Raw genomic sequence first — 17682 nt, forward strand, 5'->3', positions numbered from 1 at the left:
GCTGGTGCGCGGTCGTGAACAGCCTTCACCGCCGGCCGCCAACGCCACCCGGACACCCTCCACCGAACTGCGTCCCCTGCGAGGCCATCAAAGCATGCTCGAAGACGTAAAAGGCTTATAAAAACCCACCAACTAACCGCACCAGCCTGCCCGCCTCAGCACACCCACCCCCCATCACCCCACCCCCACCCCCACCCCGCCTCAGCCAAACGCACCGAAAAAAATCCGGCCGCCTTCCAACCTCCCCCGGCTGCGCCGTCGTTTCCTGCGTGGAGACTGATACAGGAAGTAGGGGGCATGTCCGAAGCCGAAGACGAGTTCCGGGAATTCGCGGTCGCGGTCCAGGGGCATTTGCGGCGCAGTGCGTATCTGCTGTGCGGGGACTGGCATCTGGCCGAGGACATCGTCCAGAGTGCGTTCGTCAAGATCTTTCGGGTCTGGCGGCGGGTGCGGAAGGTCGAGAACCAGCTCGGGTACGCCCGGCAGGTGGTCTACCGGTGCTTCCTGGACCAGTACCGCAAGGACAAGAAGCAGCTTCCCACGGTGCCGATCGCGGGGGCGGCGGACCATGTGCTGGTGGAGTCAGTGCTCGACGATTCCTCCTTCGCGGGGGTCGTCGTGGAGGCGCTGGCTGAGCTGCCGCCGAGGGCGCGCGCCGTGATCGTGCTCCGGTTCTGGGAGGACATGAGCGTCGAGCAGGCCGCCACGGTGCTGGGTGTGACGACGGGGACGGTGAAGAGCCAGACGTCGCGGGCCGTCGCACAGCTGCGCGGACGTCTGGCGGCCGGGCTGAACGAACAGGCTCGCTGGTGAAGGACTCTGGAGCGGATTTCATGGATGACGACGACGTGCGCCGCATGCTGGGGAAGGCGGTCATGAAAGAAGAGAAGCTCGAGCGGGACATAGTCGGCTCGGCTGTGGGCATCGTGCTGAACCGGCGGCGTCGCGCGCGGCTGTATGGGGCGACCGCTTCCGGCCTGGCGGTGGCGATGGGCGCCACGGCGTTGATCTGGGCGACCGGGTCCTCCGTCACGGCGCGTCGGGAGCAGCCGGCCGCGAGCACGACCACCGCCGTCTCGACCTCGACGGCGGCCGCGGCGGATCCGTCCGCGTGGGACAAGGACCACGACATCTTCTACCGGCTGCCGGGTCTGTTGAACCCGTTGCTGCCCAAGGGCATGTCCCTGACGAAGAGCGGGACGGTGCTGCCCAACACGGACTTCTGGCTGAACGGCCCGACCGGGACCAACGACTTCACCCTGAGCGCCATGACCAAGTCCGAGCGGAACAAGGCGATGGAGGAGGGCTGCGTCGTCGGCGGCGTGTGCAGCCACCATGACGTTCCCGGTGGGACGCTCTACATCGCGACCAAGAACTTCACGGCCGACTACGGCGGCGCCACGGGATGGGCCGTGGGCACGGCCAAGCAGGTGCTGAGCTTCGGCGACGAGTACGAGTTCGTCCCGTCGGCCGCCGACGGCATGGTGGTCGACGTGATCATGTCCGGCACCGTCTCCTTCGAGCACTACGCGCCCCACCCGCCGTCCGACGACTACCAAGGCAGCTGGCCGCCCTCGCCCGCGCCGGCCGGGGCGTTCGACTCCTCGGGCGACCTGTTGTCCGCGGACGCCTTCGCCGCGCTGATCGCCAAGCCCGGATTCGCCGCGGTCACCAAGCTCCTGGACCGCCACAGCCCGGTCGACAAGGCGACGCTGGCCCGCCACAAGGCGGCCGACGCCGCCATCGCGGCGGCGGTCAAGCCGGTCCTGCCGCCCGGGCTCACCCTCGCCATCGGCGGCGACCAGGGGATGCCCAGCGAAGCGGAGTTGACCCTGACCGGTCCCTCCGGCGCCAACGAATTCAGCTGGACGGCCGAGCCGCAGGTGAAGAACTGGCACCACAGCCAGGCCTGCCAGTCCCACACCCTGGCGAACTGCACGGCGAAGGACGTTCCCGGCGGCCAGATCGAGGTCACGCACACGTCGCAAACCGCTGCGAAGCAGGGCTATCCGGCGGCCTACGCACCGGGCGAGGCGGACACCCCGATCTCCGGCGCAGACGTGTACAAATATCTGCCCGACGACCCGAAGGGCACGATCATCTCCATCTCGACCGGAGAGCAGATCCACGACATCCCCTGGGCGGCCACCCGCCCCACCACCGGCGTCTGGGCCGAGACCACCACGCCCTGGCCGCCGGCGGCGCGCACCGGCGAGGCCTTCGACGCCGGCGGCTCGCTGCTGACCGTCGACCAGGCGGCGGCCATGGTGCGGCACCCGGGGATCGCGGACATCGTGCGGACGGTCACCGCCGCGACGGACCCGCTCGACGGCATGAGCGGCCTGCAGGTCTGGCAATGACGGCTCGCGCTCGCGACCCGGCGGGTCCCGCCAGGTCGCGAGCGCGAGGTCGAACCGCCCTTATCGGGGGTTGCCGCAATGCGCCGTCATGACGACGTACCACGAGCCGTCCGGGTGCTCCGTCGAGTACTGGAGCGTGAACCCCGACAGGACCGTGTAGTCGCCCTTGAGCGTCTCCTCCGCGTCGTGCTCGGCGGCGAAAAGGCTGTTCCCGTTGCCGTCCGCCGAGCACAGGAACGTGGACGCGGGCCTCACATGCGTCGCCGCGGAGGCTGTGGCGACACCCACGCCGATCGAGGACGCGGCGAGGGCGGTCACCGCGGCCAGGCGAACCGCGCGTCGTGCGATCATGGATATCTCCGATCATGGGCGCCAATGGGTAAGCCGCATCATCGCATCGCACGAGCCGGAAAAACAGGGTCCTTATGCGGTACCGCTGACGACACCTGACCTGCGCACAAGGGCCCTTCGCGAAGAGTTCTACTCGACGAGCTTTCCCTCGCTGGACACATCGCGCATGAGCGCGGCGATCTCGTCCGGGACCGGGGCGATCGGCTCGCGCTCGACCTGACCCGGGCCGGACCAGACGAGGTTCACGCGGAGCCCGGGGTCCAGGTGCGGGTGGTCGGAGCGGTTGTGGCAGCCGCGGGTCTCGCGGCGTTCGAGGGCTGATTCGAGGGTGGCTCGCGCGGCCAGGGCGGCGGACTTGAGGTCGAAGGCGTGCGCGAGGTCCTGGTAGCCGGCGATGTCGGGGTGGACGCCGACGTTCTTCATCCGCTGCTCGAGGTCGTCGAGCTCTGATAGTCCCTCGTGCAGGCTGTCCTCGTCGCGGACGACGCCTGCGTGCTCGGTCATCGTATTGCGCAGGGTGCGTTGCAGGGCCCTGACGTTCTCCGGACCGTCGGCGGCGAGCAGGTCGTCGATCTCGCCGCGCGCCTCGGCCGTCGCCGCGGCGGATCGCTGTTGCGCCCGCAGATCCCGTGAGTAGCGTGCGGCGGCCTCGCCGACGATGCGGCCGTAGACCAGCAGCTCGATCAGGGAGTTTCCGCCGAGGCGGTTCGCGCCGTGCAGACCGCTGGCGGCTTCGCCGAGGGCGTAGAGGCCTTCGACGCCGGTGCCGTGGTCTTCCGGGCGGACCCAGACGCCGCCCATCGAGTAGTGCGCGGTCGGCGCGATCTCGATCGGCTCTCGGGTGATGTCGAGCATCTGGAGCTCCAGCAGCGTCTGATAGACGCGGGGCAGCCGTTGCATGATGGTCTCCCGGGGCAGGTGGGAGACGTCGAGCCAGACCCCGCCCGCCGGCGTGCCGCGTCCCTCCTTGATCTCGGTGTACGCCGCCAAGGCGACCCGGTCGCGGGTGGACAGCTCCATCCGCTTGGGGTCGTACTTCGTCATGAACCGCTCGCCGAGTGCGTTGCGCAGCACTCCGCCTTCGCCGCGCGCGGCTTCAGAGACGAGCGTGCCGGCGGCGTTCTCCGGAGCGATCAGGCCCGAGGGATGGAACTGCACGAGCTCCGCGTCGCGGATCCGGCCGCCGGCCAGCAGGGCCAGCCGGAAGGAGTCGCCGGTGTTCTCGTCGCGGCGCGAGGAGGTCCTGCGCCAGATCCGGGTGTGCCCGCCGGCGGCGAGGATGACGGCGTCGGCGTGGATCACGTACCGCGTCCCGTCTTCCAGGTCGAAGCCGTACGCGCCGAAGACGACGTTGTCCCGGACCAGGATCCGCGTGATGTAGACGGTGTCCAGGATCGGGATGTCCAGCTGCGTCGCGCGGTTGATCAGCGTGCGCTGGATCTCGAGTCCCGTGTAGTCGCCGGCGAAGGCGGTGCGCCGGTAGGTGTGCGCGCCGAAAAACCGTTGGGAGATACGGCCGTCGGCCTCCCGCGCGAAGGGCATGCCATAGCGTTCGAGGTCTGAGATACCGCGGGCGGCGTTTTCCGTGACGATCCGCACCGTCTCCGGATCCGCCAGCAGATAGCTCTCTTTCAGGGTGTCCGCGGCGTGCTGCTGCCAGGAGTCCTCGGGGTCCATCGTCGACAGCGCGGCGTTGATGCCGCCCGCGGCGAGGCTGGTGTGCGCGTCGGACTTCGGCCGCTTGCCCACGGCCACGACGTCGACGCCCCGCTCCGCCAGCTCGATGGCGGCGCGCAATCCCGCGCCGCCGGTGCCGATGACGAGGACGGATGTCGCGATCTGGTGCTCGGTGTCTTTCATGCTTCTTCCTTCTGTCACCAGCTCAGACCGGACAGCCCCGCGGTTTGTGACACCGCGGTGCGTCACAACCGGCGGGGCTGCGCGGTCTTAGCTGGCGCAAGCAGGCGAACGGAACCAAGGAGACCACCATGAAGATCGCTGTCATCGGCGGCAACGGGCTCATCGGGACGCAGGTCGTGAAGATCCTGACCGAGGGCGGGCACGAGGCGGTCGCGCATTCGCGCGCCTCCGGCCTGGACCTGTTGACCGGGCAAGGACTGCCCGAGGCGCTGACCGGCGCCGACGTCGTGATCAACCTGACGAACTCGCCGACCTTTGACGACGCCTCGCCCGCCTTCTTCCAGCAGTCGATGGACAACCTGCTCGCCGCCGCCGCGGCAGCCGGGGTCGGGCACGCGGTGATCCTCTCGATCGTCGGCGCCGAACTGGTGCCGGACCTGGTCTACTACCGCGCCAAGGTGCTCCAGGAGGACATCCTCAAGGCCGGTCCCGTGCCGTATTCGATCGTCCGGGCCACCCAGTTCTTCGAGTTCATGGAGGCGGCGATGTCCTGGACCGCCGACGAGAACGCCGTGCGCCTGCCGGCCACGCTGATCCAGCCGATGGCCGCGGCCGACGTGGCTCAGGCGGTGGCGGAGGTCAGCGTGGGCAGCCCGCTGGCCGGCACGTGCAACATCGCCGGTCCCGACGTCTTCACCCTCGCCGAACTCGGCCGGATCACGCTCATCACCCGCGGCGACCCGCGCCCGGTCGTCGTCGACGAGAGCGCCGGACTGTTCGCCGCCGCGTCGGGCGACGCCCTGATCGCCAAGGACGGGGACGACGCCATCATCGCGCCGACCACCTATCAGGACTGGCTCGCCCGCTGACGAACCCGGCCGGGCCCGCGCAGCACGACCTGCGCGGGCCCGGCCGTCAGCGGTGCCAGCCGCCGAGCTTGTCCGGATTGAGCACGATCCACAGTGCGGTGATCCCGGCGGCGGTCCCGTCGATGCCCACGACCGCGACGGCTCGGCCGGTGCGGCGCAGGGCCAGGCCGGCGCGGCCGTTGACGACTTCCGTGCTCAGTTCGGCGTCGCCAGGCTCGCCAGGCTCGCCGGGCTCGTCCAGCGATCCCGGGCCCGACATCGATCCGGAGCCCCACAGCAACCCCGACTCACCCAGCAACGCCGCGGCGAGCCGGGCGACGTCCTGTGCGCCGCGAACCAGTCCCGGCAGCGCGGGTAGCCGTCCTCCGCTGTCGGACACCGCTATGACGTCGGCGGCCAGCGTCGCGCGCAGGGCGGCGACGTCCCCTCTCCGGCACGCTCGCGCGAAGCCGCGTACGAGGTCGTCATTCGGATCGCGCACGATAACCCGGCGGCTCTGCCCGCGCCTCCAGCGGTTCCCCGCCGGTGACGAACGCGCGGCGCGGATCCTGCACGGATGCGAGCGAGACGATGTCGCGGCCGAACACCGCGGCGGTGAGCCAGATCGCGAACACCCGCACCTTCCGCTCCCAACTCGGAACCGCCAGGACGTGGTACCCCCGGTGCATCAGCCACGCCGGGAAGCCCTTGATGACGAGGCCACGGTACTGGAAGATCCCGCGTCCGAGGCCGAGGGTGGCGACGGTGCCGAGGCTGTGGTGCACATAGGGTTTCGGCTCGCGTCCGCGCAGGGCGGCCGCGATGTTCTTCGCCAGCAGCTTGCCTTGGCGCACGGCGTGCTGGGCGTTGGGCACGGTCGTCGCGCCGGGCCGGCCGGCGGCGAGGTCCGGGACGGCGGCGTCGTCGCCCGCGCCCCAGGCGTCCGGGATCGGCGCGTCCTCGGTGCCGACCCGCAGGTCGGAGCGCACGACGAGCATTCCGCGCCGGTCGATCGGCAGGTCGGTGTGGCTGCGGACCATGGGGTTCGCGGCGTTGCCCACGGTCCACACGATCAGTTCGGAGTCGAACTCCTCGCCGGTGGACAGCACCACGTGGCCGTCGAGCGCCGAGACCAAGGTGGCACCCAGGTGCACGCGCGCTCCGCGCTTCTCCAGCGAGCGCACCACCCACTTCCCGGGCTCCTCCGATACCTCCGGAAGGATTCGTTTCCCGGCCTCGACCAGGTGGAAGTTCAGCTCGGCGGGGTCGAGCTCCGGGTAGGACCGGACCAGCGCGCTCGCCAGGGACAGCAGCTCGGCGAAGCCCTCGACGCCGGAGAACCCGCCGCCGACGAAGGTGGCGGTGAGCAGCGCCTGGCGCCGCGGACCCGGCGGGAGCGCCGAGGCCCGGTCGAAGGCGGTCAGCAGCCGGTCCCGGATCGCGACCGCTTCCTCGACGTGCTTCAGGCCGATCGCCTGCTCCGCGACGCCGGGAACGGCGAGCTTGCGCGTGACCGCACCGGCGGTGACCGCGACGATGTCGTACTCGATCGCGAATTCCGGGCCCTCGGCGGGACGGACGGTGACGGTGCGCCGCGCGTGGTCGATCGCGACGACCGAGCCGGCGACGATCGTGCTGCGGCGCAGATGCCGGCGCAGCGACACCGCGGCGTGGCGGGCCTCGACCGATCCGGCCAGCACTTCCGGGAGGAAGGGCTGGTAGGTCATGTAGGGGCGGGGGTCCACGACGATGATGCGGGCCTCGTCCCGCCGGAGCTTCTTCTCCAGCTTCCAGGCGGTATAGAAGCCCGCGTAGCCGCCGCCGACAACCAGAATCGTTCGCACCCGTGGTCCTGCCGTTCTCTCGGAGTCGCCAGCTAAGACCGGGTAGCGGCCCGATTTGTGACGACGGGGAGTCTGGGGAGTCCGGGGACTCAGGCCGGGACGGGAACCTGTGCGTTCTTCGCCGGGTTGACCATCCACAACACCTGGTCGATGCCGTCCTGCGAGGCGGTGACCGCCAGCACGCCGTACACGGTCCCGCCGCTGAGCAGGACGGCGCAGGTCTGGCCGTTCATGGTCGTGAACCTGGTCTCGATCCCTTCCCAAAACCAGGACATCGCAGCCAGGAACTTCGCCACCCACGGCGCGCCGACCACCGCCCGGCGGGCAACCTGGCGCCGGCCGTCGCCGTCGGCGAGGCTGGTCACGTCGGCGGCGAGGAGCTGCTCGAGGGCGGCCATGTCGCCGGTGCGGGCGGCGTCGAGGAACGTGGTGAGCAGTTCGCGCTGCGCGGCGGCGGCGATCGGGGCGTGCCGGTCGCGGGTCATGTGCTTGCGGGCGCGGCTGACCGACTGGCGGACCGCCGGCTCGGTCGACTGCACGATGTCGGCGATCTCCGCGTAGGAGTAGTCGAAGGCTTCGCGCAGGATGTACGCGGCGCGCTCGTTCGGCGTGAGCTTCTCCATCAGCAGCAGCGCTGCGAACTCCAGCGCCTCGCCGCGCTCGGCGCCGAGGTAGGGGTCGGCGCTGGTGTCGACCGGCTCGGGCAGCCACGGCCCGACGTACGTCTCGCGGCGCTTGCGTGCGGACTGCAGCTCGTTGATGGCCAGACGGGTCATCGCCGTCGCCAGGAACGCGCCGGGGTTGGTGATCTCGCTGCGGTCGTGGGTCTGCCAGCGCAGCCACACTTCCTGGACCAGGTCCTCGGCGTCGGTGGCGCTGCCGAGCATGCGGTAGCCGATGCCGAACAGGCGGGGGCGGACGCTCATGAAGACCGCCGCGGCCTGGTCGAGGTCGTCCCTGTCTGATCCGGTCACAGCGTGCACCCTCTCATCCTGTGCCAAGGGCTACCTCCGCACCAACTCCGGGGCGCGCGGCGACAGCTGTCACAAACAGCGGCGGTCCCCGGTCTCAGCTGGTGTCAACCGACCCGCCGACCCGACGGAGCACCATGGACTACGTGGACACCAGGGCCGCCCACACCATCGACACGCTGGACGACCTGCGCCGCCACCTGCAGTGGGCGATCGAGCTGGAGCACGCGACCATCCCGCCGTACATGTGCGCGCTGTACTCGCTGGACCCCGAGCGAAATCCCGAGGCCGCGCAAGTGGTGAGCACAGTGCTCACCGAGGAGATGCTGCACCTGGCGCTCGCGGCGAACCTGCTCAACGCAGTCGGCGGCACCCCGAAGCTCGACGCCCCGCAACTGCTGCCGACCTACCCCCACCCGCTCCCGCACAGCGACGGATCCGTCCAGATCCACCTGGTCCCCTTCGGTCCCGAAGCCCTCGACCTGTTCCTGCAGATCGAGCAGCCGGCCACGGCAGACGCGCCACCGCAATCCGACCGGTACCGAACGATCGGCCAGTTCTACGCCGCCATCGAAGCCGGCCTGCGCACCCTGTGCGAGGAACTGACCGAGGAAGCCGTCTTCCACGGCGACCCCCGCCGCCAACTCGGCGACATGCACCTGCCCGGCGGAGGCGGCCAGGTCATCCCCGTCCACGACCTGAAGTCTGCCCTCGCCGCCCTCGCCGAGATCATCGAGCAGGGCGAAGGAGCGGCCCGCACCGACGTCTGGGACGGCGACGTCGACGTCTTCCACCCCGACCGCGACGAGGTAGCGCACTACTACCGCTTCCACGAACTCCGCACCGGCCGCCGCTACCAACGCGGCGATACCCCCCAGTCCGGTCCCACCGGCGACCCGATCACCGTGGACTTCGACGCGGTCCTCCCGATGCGCCGCGACGCCTGCACCACCGACCATCCGGAAGACAGCCCGATCCGCAAGGCGCAGCAGGAATTCGACCAGACCTACTGCCTCCTCCTCTACTTGCTGGAACAGGCCTTCAACGGAGACCCGAGCCAACTCAAGGACTCCGTCGGAGTGATGTATCAGCTTCGAGCCCAGGCACTGAAGCTCATGAAGATGCCCGACGGCGACGACGGGACCACCGCCGGTCTGACCTTCGAGTACGTGCTGCCGGAGCTGCGCAGCTGATGATCCCGTTCGACATCCAGACGAAAGGACGAACAATGAACACTGCGACCGGCGACCTCCCCGTGCCCGCAGACGGCCTCCTCCTCACGCATTTCCTGACCGTGCGCGATGTCGCGCTCTCGCGGCAGTTCTACGCCGACGTCTTCGGCGGCGAGATCGTCATGGAGGAGAACCCGGCGATCGTGAAGATCGCCAACAGCTGGGTCATCATGAACCCGGGCGGCGGGCCCACCGCCGACAAACCGGGCGTCACCCTGGAGGTGCCTCAGAACAGCGAGCGGGTGTCCAGCTTCCTGAACGTGCGCGTGGCCGACATGGCGGCGTTCCACGCCCACGCCGTCAAGGCCGGCGCCACCTTCCTCACCGAGCCCGTCGACCGCACCTCCGAGGTGCGCTGCTACCTGCGCGACCCCGACGGCTATCTCATCGAGGTGGGCCAGTCCACCGGTCTGCTCCAGGGAATCCTGGCCGACCGCACCTAGGAGATCCAGACAGGAGATCCAGACGGGAGATCCGGTCGCGTGTCAGGGCACTGTACTCACGGTCGCAGCGTCCGCGTGGTCGACAGGTGCGACAGGTGCGACAGGCACAGCAAAAACCCCTGGTCAGCTGAGCTGCCAGGGGTTTCGCTACGGGTGCGCCGCCAGGGACTTGAACCCCGAACCCGCGGATTAAGAGTCCGCTGCTCTGCCAATTGAGCTAGCGGCGCTTGGTCGTGCCGGTGTCGTGTTGACGGGTGAAACGTTAGCAGATCGGGGGGCGCGTCTCGAAATCGTTAACCGGGGGTCGCGGGGTGGTCACGTCGTGGACACCGGCGGGGTGGCGGGGGTCGTTGCCGACTTATTACCCAGGCTTGGGGCTTTCGGGACCTGGGGATGGCAGGGTCGGTGTCATGAGTGGTGGATATGGTGGTTGGACCCCGCAGGAGCCTGGTGGCTGGATTCCGCCGGAGCCCGAGCCCACCGTCGAGCTGCGGCCGCCGTCCAGGTGGGCTCAGCTGCGGGGGAGGTTGTCCGGGGGACGGCGGGACGGGGGTGGTCCACGTCCGCCGCGGGTGCGCCGGTTCAGCTGGCCGAAGCGGATTCTGGCCGGCGGGCTGGTACTGGTGTTGCTGGTCGGGGGTTACGCGACGTGGTTGTACTTCCACGCCTCCGGGGAGATCCGGCACGAGAATGTGATCTCCGACTACCCGGGCCGTCCGGCCGAGGGCAAGGGGACGAACTGGCTGCTGGTCGGCAGTGACAGCCGGGAGGGGCTGACCTCGGACCAGGAGGACGCGCTGCACACCGGGACCGGGGCGGTGACCGGGAACACCTCGCGGACCGACTCGATGATGATCCTGCACTCCGGGTCGAACGGGACCTCGCTGATCAGCCTGCCGCGCGACTCCTACGTCACCATCCCGGCCTGGACCGACAGCAAGGGCAAGCAGCACGCGCTGTCGAAGAACAAGCTCAACGCCGCCTACGCCTTCGGCGACGCCCCGCTGCTGATCAAGACCATAGAGGTCAGCACCGGGGTGCGCATCGACCACTTCGCCGAGGTCGGCTTCGGCGGCTTCGTGAAGGTCACCGACGCCGTCGGCGGCGTGCACCTGTGCCTGGACAAGCCGCTGAAGGACGAGCTGTCCGGCGCGGACCTGAAGGCCGGCTGCCAGACCCTCAACGGCGCCCAGGGGCTGGCCTACGTGCGCGACCGCTACTCCGACCCGCTCGGCGACATCGGCCGGATGCAGCGCCAGCGCACCTTCCTGGCGGCGCTGGCCCACAAGGTGTCCTCCACGGGCGTGATCCTGAACCCGTTCAAGCTGGTCCCGGTCCTGGACAACTCGCTGGCCGCGTTCAAGGTCGACAACGGCACGAACCTGAGCGACCTCTACGACATGTTCCAGCACATGAAGGGCGTCAGCGGCAGCAACGGCCACACCATCGTGGTGCCGATCGCGAACGAGGACTACAACGTGCCGGGGGTCGGGTCCTGCATCTTGTGGGACAAGACGAAGGCCGGGCAGCTGTGGAGCGCGGTGATCAACGACACCACGATGCCGGCCTTGTCGGCGACCGGCGGGGTCTAGGTCTAGGGAAACCGCCTAGAAGATCGCTTGGAGTATCGCCTCGGACACTCGTCCGGGGCGATGCTCATTCCGTTCAATCCACAGCCTCGACGGCCGCGACGCCTTCCGCAGCACCCTGAGCGGGAATCGACACCGCCGCCTCCGGCTGCGGATCCAGTCCGCGCATCCGCCGGAAGCACGTCGCCAGCACCACCGCGTACACCGCGGCGCACACCAGGTACGGCAGCCGCCCGCTGGACTCGGCCAGCGCGCCGCCGATGATCGTCCCGACCGCGCCGGCGCCGAACATGATCGTCTGGTAGCCGCCGGTCATCCGGCCGAGCATCTCGCGCGGGACCAACCGCATGCGCGCGGTGGCCAGCGTGACGCCGATGATCAGGACCGCCGAGGCGTCCATCGCCAGCCCGACCGAGATCTGCGGGCCGCTGCGCGCGGTGCCCAGCAGGATCTCGCCGATGATGCCGAAGACCAGGCTCACCAGCACCGCCGAGGACGTCCGCAGCTTGGCGAGCCGGCCGATCGACAGCATCACGGCCACCGCCGCGACGTTCCCGGCCGCCAGCGTCCAGCCGAAGCCGGTCTTGCTCAGCCCGACGGTGTGCGTGCCGAGCACCACGATCGCCGCCACCGAACCGGCCTGGGCCAGCGTCATCGTGCCGATCACCGCCGCCATCAGGCGCATCGGCCCGGGCCCGAAGGAGATCCGCGCCCCCTCCTTCACCTCGGTGAGGAAGTGCCGGTCGGCGCGCTCGGGCCGGGGGCGGGCGTTCGGCAGCCGCAGCGTGCTCAGCACCGCGGCGGCGGCCACGAAGGAGCAGGCGTCGATGATCATCGGCAGCTGGCGCCCGGTGGCGTAGAGCAGGCCGCCGACGCCCGGGCCGATGACGAACGCGATCAGCGTGTTGGCGGCCCGGATCCAGGTGTTGGCCGCGCCGTAGTGCTTCGGCTCCACCACGTCCGCGAGCATCGCGCCGTTGGCGCAGGTGAACAGCGTCCCGCAGGCGTCGGCCAGGAAGGCGATGACGATCAGGGAGGCCAGCCCGATGTGGTTCCCGGCGACCAGGATCGCGGCGACGGCGAACAGCAGCGCTTGCGCCACGTTGGTGGACACCGCGGTCAGCCGCGCGTTCCACCGGTCGGCCAGCGCCCCGGCCGGCAGCGAGAGCAGCATCGGCGCCAGCCGCTGGGTGACGACCACGGCCGCGATCCCGAGCGGGGAGCCGGTGATCCCGGCGGCCAACAACGGGAACCCGACGACGATGACCCCGTCGCCGAGCCAGGAGACCGCACCCGCGGCGAAGAACCACCAGAAAAGGCGTGGGAGCGGTTCCTTGTCAGAGTCGGCCATGCTCCCCCATCCCCCGGTGTCGGCGTCCAGGATTCCGACCTCCGGCCGGCTGACGATGGCTGTCAACACCCTGGCTTCCGTGACACTGGGTGATTGCGCGTGCCACGGTACGTCAATGTACTCTCGCGACAGGTTCTTGTGAACTCTTCAGTGATCATCAGTGAACACCCGTACGGGTGAACCCGCTTGACAATCCCGAGGCCTGCCAGGTCAGCCGGTGATGAGCCGCACTGCTCCGCCGAACACCGCCGGGAGCACCCCGGCCGCCGGAACGATACGCGGACCGAGCACGGGATTGCGCCGGGCGGCGAGCAGCGCGACGGTGAGCAGGTTCGAGCGCCGGCAGACCCGGCGCCACTGCCGCTCGTAGTCCGCCGGACGTCCGGCCGCCAGACACGCCACGAGCGCCCGCGCCTGGCCCAGCCCGACGCTGATGCCCTCGCCGGTCAGCGCGTCCACGTAGCCCGCGGCGTCGCCGACCAGCAGGATCCGCCCGCCGGGCGCGACGCGGCGGCGCACCGCCTGCCGCAGCGGCCCGGCGCCGCGCACCGGTCCGGCCGTGGCGCCGCCGAGCCGGTCGAGCAGCTCGGGAAAGGCCGCCAGCCGCTCATCGAAGGCGTCGCCCGCTGGTCCGAGAACCGCGACGCCGACCAAGCCGTCGTCGACCGGCGTGACGTAAGCCTCAGAGCCCGCCGACCAGTGCACTTCGACGAAGTCGGTCCACGGCGCGGTCTGAAAGTGCCGCCGCAATCCGTACCGCGCATGCCGCGCCGGCGCCGGATCCAGTCCGCAGGCGCGCCGGATGGGGGAGTGCAGACCGTCGGCGGCCACGAGATAGCGCGCCGTGATGCCCGAGGCCTCCACGCAGCCGGCGGACTGCCAGAACTCTGTGACGCGCTCCGGCACGACCTTGACCCCGGCAGCCTCGGCGCGCGCGGCCAACGCCTCGTGCAGCACCGTGCGCCGCACGCCGCGCCCCGGACCGCTGCGGAACTCCGCGTCCACGCTGTGGCTCGCGTCGCAGTACCGGATGCCGCGCAGCTGCCGCCCCGCCGGCTCCACCCCGAGCCCGCGCAGAGCGGCCACGGCAGGCGGCATCAGCCCTTCGCCGCACGCCTTGTCGATCGGTCCGGTGCGCGGCTCGGCGACGACCGCCGTGAGCCCCGCCTCGGCCGCGTAGCACGCCGTCGCGAGCCCGATCGGGCCGCCGCCGACGACTAGGACGTCGTACACAGAGCCCTGATCTCGCAGCGCAGCCGGACGGTCAGCAGCGCGGCGTTCAGCACCGTGAACACCGCCGCCGTCACCCACGCCGATCCGGCCAGCGGCAGCGCGAAGCCCTCGACCACGACCGCGACGTAGTTCGGATGCGCGAACCACCGATACGGCCCGGAATCCACCAGCGGCAGGCCGGGCACCACGATGACCCGCGTGTTCCACCGCGGTCCCAGGGTCTTGATGCACCACCAGCGCAACCCTTGCGAGCCGACCGCGAGCACCAGCATGGGGATTCCCAGCGCCGGCACGAACGTCCGGTGCGCGACGACCGGCTCGACCAGACACCCGGCCAGCAGCCCGGTGTGCAGCAGGACCATCGGCGGATAGTGCCCGCGTCCGGTCTCCACGCCGCCGCGCGCCAGGCTCCAGGCCGCGTTCCGCTTGGCCACGACCAGTTCGGCGAGCCGTTCGCAGCAGGTGGCGATCACCAGCGCGTAATAGAAGATCATCCCAGCCGCTCCAGCAACAACAACTCGATGCTCACCCCGGGTCCCAGGCCCACGATCACCATCGGCCCGGGTGCGGCGTCCGGCGCCGCCAGCTCCCTGGCCAGCACGTGCACGATCGAGGCCGACGACAGATTGCCGGTCTCGGCCAGCGCCGCGCGCGCCGTGGCGACCCGCTCCTCCGGCAGCTCGAGGGAGTCGCGCACCGCGTCGATCACCTTCGGGCCGCCGGGGTGCACGACCCACGCGGCGACGTCGGGAACCTGCAGGGCGTGGTCGGCCAGGAAGCGCTTGACCACGCCGCCGAGTTCGCGCTCCACGACGTCGGCGAGTTCGGTGGTCAGCACGATGCGGAAGCCGTGCGGACCGAGATGCCAGCCGAGCACGTCGTGGGTGTTCGGGCACAGCTCGCTGCGGGTCGCGACGATCCGGACGCGCGGCGCGGAGGGTGTTCGGCCGTCGTCCCGCGCCGGACGGCGGTCGGCGCCGTGCACCACCACCGCCCCGGCGCCGTCCCCGAACAGCGCGCTGACCACGAGGTCGGGCACGGTCGGATCGACCAGCGGCACGCTCAGCGAGCACAGCTCGACGGCCAGCAGCACCGCGGTGTGGTCCGGCCAGGCCATCAGGTAGTCGTGGATCCGCGACAGCCCCGCCGCCCCGGCCACGCACCCGAGCCCGAACATCGGCACCCGCTTCACGTCCGGGCGCATCCCGAGCCGCGGCACCAGCCGGGCGTCCAGGGACGGCACCGACACGCCGGTCACCGAGGTCGTGACGAACAGGTCCACGTCCTCGGCGGCCACCCCCGCCTGGCGCAGGGCGCTGGCCACCGCCTGCTCGCCGAGCTCGGTGGCGTGCTCGATATAGGTGTCGTTGGTGCGGTCGACGCTGTCCAGCCGCCGGTAGCCGGTCAGCGGGAGCACCGTGTGCCGGGTGTCGACGCCGGCGTTGGAGTACAGCCGGTCCAGGAGCGCGCGGCGCGTGGCGGGGAGCGCGCACAGGTCGGCGGTGGCGGAAGCCAGTTCGTCCTGCCGGTGGCGGTGCGAGGGGAGCGCTGACGAGACTGCCGCGATGCGGGACACCCTCACGCTCCCTGTCGGGTTCGCACGGAACTGCTGACGCGGGCGCGTCAGGTAACCCGGTACCCGGGGCGGAGGCGAATAATGCGCGGGTCAGGACAGCGGTACGCCGCCGAGGACGAACATCGCGACGTCGACCCCGGCGATGGCCAGCGCCGCGAGGAACGGCGCGCGGCCCTCGCCGCTCAGTCCCAGCCACGCCAGCACCGCCGAGAGCGTGAACCCCAGCCACAGCCACGGCGATCCGGACAGCGCCAGGAACCCCGAGGCGCCGAGCAGCAGCAGGACCGCGATGACCCGGACGGCGCCCACTCCGAAACGGTCCGCCAGCACGTTCGGCAGCCCTCGGACACCGGCGATGCGGTCGCCCTCCAAGTCCGGCAGCGCGTTGGCCAGATGGCCGCCGACCCCGAGCAGCGCCGCCGCGATCACCACCGCGGGCCGCGCCGCCGGCACGCCCGGGGCGGTGCTCGTCGCGAACTCCGGGATCAGCCCGAAGCCGACCGCGTAGGCCACCCCCGACACCGGTGTGATCTTCAGACCCGCGTTGTAGAACCATCCTGCCGCCATCTGGATGAGGTCCACGGTCCCGCAGGCGGTGTTGATCGAGAAGGCCAGCACGACCGAGGCCGCCACCGCCACGATCCCGGCGATCAACACCGTCCTCTGCGAGATCGCGCCGGAGACGATCGGTTTGTCGGTCCGCCCGGCCATCGCGTCGCGCGCGGCGTCGAAGTAGTCGTTCGACCAGCCGATCGACATCTCGCCGAGCAGCACCGCCGGCACCGCCGCCGCCGGGCCCAGACCCTGGGGCGCCGCCTGCACGATCAGCGCGGCGAACATCGCCGTGACCGCCAGCGAGGGCAGAGGATGGCAGGTACGGAACAGGGCTTTGAGGATCGGCATCATGTTCTCCTCGACAGGGGTATGCAAGGACCATGCGACTGGCGCTGCGCGGCGGCAACCCATTGGAGCGTGCTGCCCTGCGCGCCAACCTAGTCCCGACTCCCGCCGCCGAGGCATGGGGTGGCGTTGCGGCCTCTGGCGTGTTGGTGGCGGCGGTGCGGACCGGCGTGATCGCGCGCCTGGCGAGCGCTCCGGGCACGCCGGAGGAGATCGCCCGCGACCTGTGCCTGGCGCCGGCGCCGACCCGGCTGCTGCTGGACTGCCTGATCTCCACCGGGCACGCGCGCCGCTCCCGGGACGGCTCGGTGCGCCTGGCCCGGCGCGACCGGCGCTGGCTGGACCCGGAGTCCGAGGTGGGCGTCGCACGGTTCGTGAACGCCTGCGGCGACTACTTCGACTGGTGGCGGGATCTGGACCGGGTGATAGAGACCGGCGCTTCGGTGGAGCACCACGATCACGGTCCGGACGACCCGTACTGGCGCCGCTATGTGCTGGGGCAGCTGGACCTGGCTCGGCTGTCCGCGGCGGAGGTGGCGCGGCGGCTGGTGCTGCCGCGCGACGCCGGCAGCGTGCTGGACGTCGGCGGCGGGCACGGCTGGTACTCCGCGACGCTGTGCCGGCGCCATCCCGGGCTCACGGCGACGGTGCTGGATCTGCCGGGCAGCGCGCGGGTCGGGCGCGAGGTGATCGAGGCCGCCGGGTTGGCGCATCGGGTGACGTTTGTCGAGGGCGATGCGCGCACCGCCGAGTTCCCCGGCGGCCAGGATGCCGTGCTGTTGTTCAACCTTCTGCACCACCTCGCCGAGGGGGAGATCCCGGCGCTGTTCGCGCGCGCCGCCGAGGCGCTGAAGCCCGGCGGCACGGTGGTCGTCCTGGACGGCTTCGCCGAGCCGCCGCGCCCGGGCCGGGCTCGGGGCAACGCCGCCGCGACACACCTGGCGCTGTTCGTCCGACTGACTTCGGGCTCTACGGTGTACACGCCGGCGGACCTCCGGAGCTGGCTGCACGGCGCCGGATTCGGCGATCCGCGGCGGGTGCGTTCGGCCCGGATCCCGGGTTTGGCGCTTCACCAGGCCTGGAGGAGTTGGTGAGCGTGTTACCGTGCGTTCAGCCGACGACGG

Annotated in this window: 17 protein-coding genes and 1 tRNA gene; 7 read left to right on the top strand and 11 right to left on the bottom strand. The window is 70.6% G+C overall.

Annotated elements, in window-relative coordinates; translation table 11 throughout:
- The first annotated feature begins 297 nt into the window (after positions 1 to 297).
- Together CACI_RS10410 and CACI_RS10415 are read left to right on the top strand one after the other, a co-directional pair.
- Positions 298 to 813: a SigE family RNA polymerase sigma factor gene (locus CACI_RS10410; RefSeq protein ID WP_012786302.1), complete on the top strand. Its 516-nt coding sequence runs from the start codon at positions 298 to 300 to the stop codon at positions 811 to 813.
- A gap of 20 nt (positions 814 to 833) precedes the next feature.
- Positions 834 to 2360 carry a hypothetical protein gene (locus CACI_RS10415; protein WP_012786303.1) on the top strand — a complete coding sequence of 509 codons (1527 nt, stop codon included), beginning with the start codon at positions 834 to 836 and terminating at the stop codon, positions 2358 to 2360.
- Positions 2361 to 2420: 60 nt separating this feature from the next.
- Here the strand turns inward: CACI_RS10415 and CACI_RS10420 are convergent, their stop codons facing one another.
- Both CACI_RS10420 and CACI_RS10425 read right to left on the bottom strand, forming a co-directional pair.
- On the bottom strand, positions 2421 to 2711 hold the full coding sequence (locus tag CACI_RS10420) for a hypothetical protein (protein ID WP_012786304.1): 291 nt from the start codon (positions 2709 to 2711) through the stop codon (positions 2421 to 2423).
- A gap of 129 nt (positions 2712 to 2840) precedes the next feature.
- Positions 2841 to 4571 (bottom strand): L-aspartate oxidase, encoded by a 1731-nt coding sequence (locus CACI_RS10425; protein ID WP_012786305.1) that lies wholly within the window; start codon positions 4569 to 4571, stop codon positions 2841 to 2843.
- Positions 4572 to 4699: 128 nt separating this feature from the next.
- Here CACI_RS10425 and CACI_RS10430 point away from each other — a divergent pair, with 128 nt between their 5' ends.
- Positions 4700 to 5440: an SDR family oxidoreductase gene (locus CACI_RS10430; RefSeq protein WP_012786306.1), complete on the top strand. Its 741-nt coding sequence runs from the start codon at positions 4700 to 4702 to the stop codon at positions 5438 to 5440.
- A gap of 46 nt (positions 5441 to 5486) precedes the next feature.
- Here the strand turns inward: CACI_RS10430 and CACI_RS10435 are convergent, their stop codons facing one another.
- The 3 genes from CACI_RS10435 to CACI_RS10445 form a co-directional block, all read right to left on the bottom strand.
- Positions 5487 to 5921 carry a sigma-70 family RNA polymerase sigma factor family protein gene (locus CACI_RS10435; protein ID WP_012786307.1) on the bottom strand — a complete coding sequence of 145 codons (435 nt, stop codon included), beginning with the start codon at positions 5919 to 5921 and terminating at the stop codon, positions 5487 to 5489.
- A complete protein-coding gene (locus CACI_RS10440; RefSeq protein ID WP_012786308.1) occupies positions 5905 to 7263 on the bottom strand; it encodes an NAD(P)/FAD-dependent oxidoreductase in 1359 nt (452 codons plus the stop codon). Before CACI_RS10440 ends, CACI_RS10435 begins: the two co-directional genes overlap by 17 nt.
- A gap of 89 nt (positions 7264 to 7352) precedes the next feature.
- Positions 7353 to 8246: an RNA polymerase sigma-70 factor gene (locus tag CACI_RS10445; protein ID WP_012786309.1), complete on the bottom strand. Its 894-nt coding sequence runs from the start codon at positions 8244 to 8246 to the stop codon at positions 7353 to 7355.
- 125 nt (positions 8247 to 8371) lie between these two features.
- Between CACI_RS10445 and CACI_RS10450 the strand changes: the two genes are divergently transcribed.
- Together CACI_RS10450 and CACI_RS10455 are read left to right on the top strand one after the other, a co-directional pair.
- Positions 8372 to 9427 (top strand): ferritin-like domain-containing protein, encoded by a 1056-nt coding sequence (locus CACI_RS10450; RefSeq protein WP_012786310.1) that lies wholly within the window; start codon positions 8372 to 8374, stop codon positions 9425 to 9427.
- Between the two features lie 35 nt (positions 9428 to 9462).
- Positions 9463 to 9909, top strand: a complete 447-nt coding sequence (locus tag CACI_RS10455; protein WP_012786311.1) for a VOC family protein — start codon at positions 9463 to 9465, stop codon at positions 9907 to 9909.
- Positions 9910 to 10063: 154 nt separating this feature from the next.
- On the opposite strand, the gene CACI_RS10460 is transcribed toward CACI_RS10455, so the two are convergent.
- Positions 10064 to 10136: transfer RNA gene (locus CACI_RS10460), tRNA-Lys, on the bottom strand.
- 183 nt (positions 10137 to 10319) lie between these two features.
- On the opposite strand from CACI_RS10460, the gene CACI_RS10465 reads away from it, so the two are divergent.
- Positions 10320 to 11501: an LCP family protein gene (locus CACI_RS10465; protein WP_012786312.1), complete on the top strand. Its 1182-nt coding sequence runs from the start codon at positions 10320 to 10322 to the stop codon at positions 11499 to 11501.
- Positions 11502 to 11574: 73 nt separating this feature from the next.
- Here the strand turns inward: CACI_RS10465 and CACI_RS10470 are convergent, their stop codons facing one another.
- The 5 genes from CACI_RS10470 to CACI_RS10490 form a co-directional block, all read right to left on the bottom strand.
- Positions 11575 to 12918, bottom strand: a complete 1344-nt coding sequence (locus tag CACI_RS10470) for an MFS transporter (protein ID WP_012786313.1) — start codon at positions 12916 to 12918, stop codon at positions 11575 to 11577.
- Positions 12919 to 13059: 141 nt separating this feature from the next.
- Positions 13060 to 14082 (bottom strand): NAD(P)/FAD-dependent oxidoreductase, encoded by a 1023-nt coding sequence (locus tag CACI_RS10475; RefSeq protein WP_012786314.1) that lies wholly within the window; start codon positions 14080 to 14082, stop codon positions 13060 to 13062.
- Positions 14067 to 14576 carry an isoprenylcysteine carboxyl methyltransferase family protein gene (locus CACI_RS10480; protein WP_012786315.1) on the bottom strand — a complete coding sequence of 170 codons (510 nt, stop codon included), beginning with the start codon at positions 14574 to 14576 and terminating at the stop codon, positions 14067 to 14069. The genes CACI_RS10475 and CACI_RS10480 overlap by 16 nt, the downstream gene beginning before the upstream one ends.
- The gene (locus CACI_RS10485; RefSeq protein ID WP_012786316.1) at positions 14573 to 15658 is read right to left on the bottom strand and encodes a type III polyketide synthase; all 1086 of its coding nucleotides are present in this window, start codon (positions 15656 to 15658) and stop codon (positions 14573 to 14575) included. The genes CACI_RS10480 and CACI_RS10485 overlap by 4 nt, the downstream gene beginning before the upstream one ends.
- A gap of 90 nt (positions 15659 to 15748) precedes the next feature.
- On the bottom strand, positions 15749 to 16564 hold the full coding sequence (locus tag CACI_RS10490) for a UbiA family prenyltransferase (RefSeq protein WP_041540155.1): 816 nt from the start codon (positions 16562 to 16564) through the stop codon (positions 15749 to 15751).
- A gap of 29 nt (positions 16565 to 16593) precedes the next feature.
- Between CACI_RS10490 and CACI_RS10495 the strand changes: the two genes are divergently transcribed.
- Positions 16594 to 17652, top strand: a complete 1059-nt coding sequence (locus CACI_RS10495; RefSeq protein ID WP_012786318.1) for an SAM-dependent methyltransferase — start codon at positions 16594 to 16596, stop codon at positions 17650 to 17652.
- The last annotated feature ends 30 nt before the right edge of the window (positions 17653 to 17682 follow it).

The sequence above is a fragment of the Catenulispora acidiphila DSM 44928 genome (assembly GCF_000024025.1).
Classification (GTDB): domain Bacteria; phylum Actinomycetota; class Actinomycetes; order Streptomycetales; family Catenulisporaceae; genus Catenulispora; species Catenulispora acidiphila.

Bases quoted from the DNA above. Each gene is read 5' to 3' on its own strand.
- CACI_RS10455 (WP_012786311.1), top strand. From the start codon at position 9,463: ATGAACACTGCGACCGGCGACCTCCCCGTGCCCGCAGACGGCCTCCTC.
- CACI_RS10495 (WP_012786318.1), top strand. From the start codon at position 16,594: ATGCGACTGGCGCTGCGCGGCGGCAACCCATTGGAGCGTGCTGCCCTG.
- CACI_RS10480 (WP_012786315.1), bottom strand. From the start codon at position 14,576: ATGATCTTCTATTACGCGCTGGTGATCGCCACCTGCTGCGAACGGCTC.
- CACI_RS10465 (WP_012786312.1), top strand. From the start codon at position 10,320: ATGAGTGGTGGATATGGTGGTTGGACCCCGCAGGAGCCTGGTGGCTGG.
- CACI_RS10450 (WP_012786310.1), top strand. From the start codon at position 8,372: ATGGACTACGTGGACACCAGGGCCGCCCACACCATCGACACGCTGGAC.
- CACI_RS10420 (WP_012786304.1), bottom strand. From the start codon at position 2,711: ATGATCGCACGACGCGCGGTTCGCCTGGCCGCGGTGACCGCCCTCGCC.
- CACI_RS10430 (WP_012786306.1), top strand. From the start codon at position 4,700: ATGAAGATCGCTGTCATCGGCGGCAACGGGCTCATCGGGACGCAGGTC.
- CACI_RS10490 (WP_041540155.1), bottom strand. From the start codon at position 16,564: ATGATGCCGATCCTCAAAGCCCTGTTCCGTACCTGCCATCCTCTGCCC.
- CACI_RS10415 (WP_012786303.1), top strand. From the start codon at position 834: ATGGATGACGACGACGTGCGCCGCATGCTGGGGAAGGCGGTCATGAAA.
- CACI_RS10410 (WP_012786302.1), top strand. From the start codon at position 298: ATGTCCGAAGCCGAAGACGAGTTCCGGGAATTCGCGGTCGCGGTCCAG.
- CACI_RS10425 (WP_012786305.1), bottom strand. From the start codon at position 4,571: ATGAAAGACACCGAGCACCAGATCGCGACATCCGTCCTCGTCATCGGC.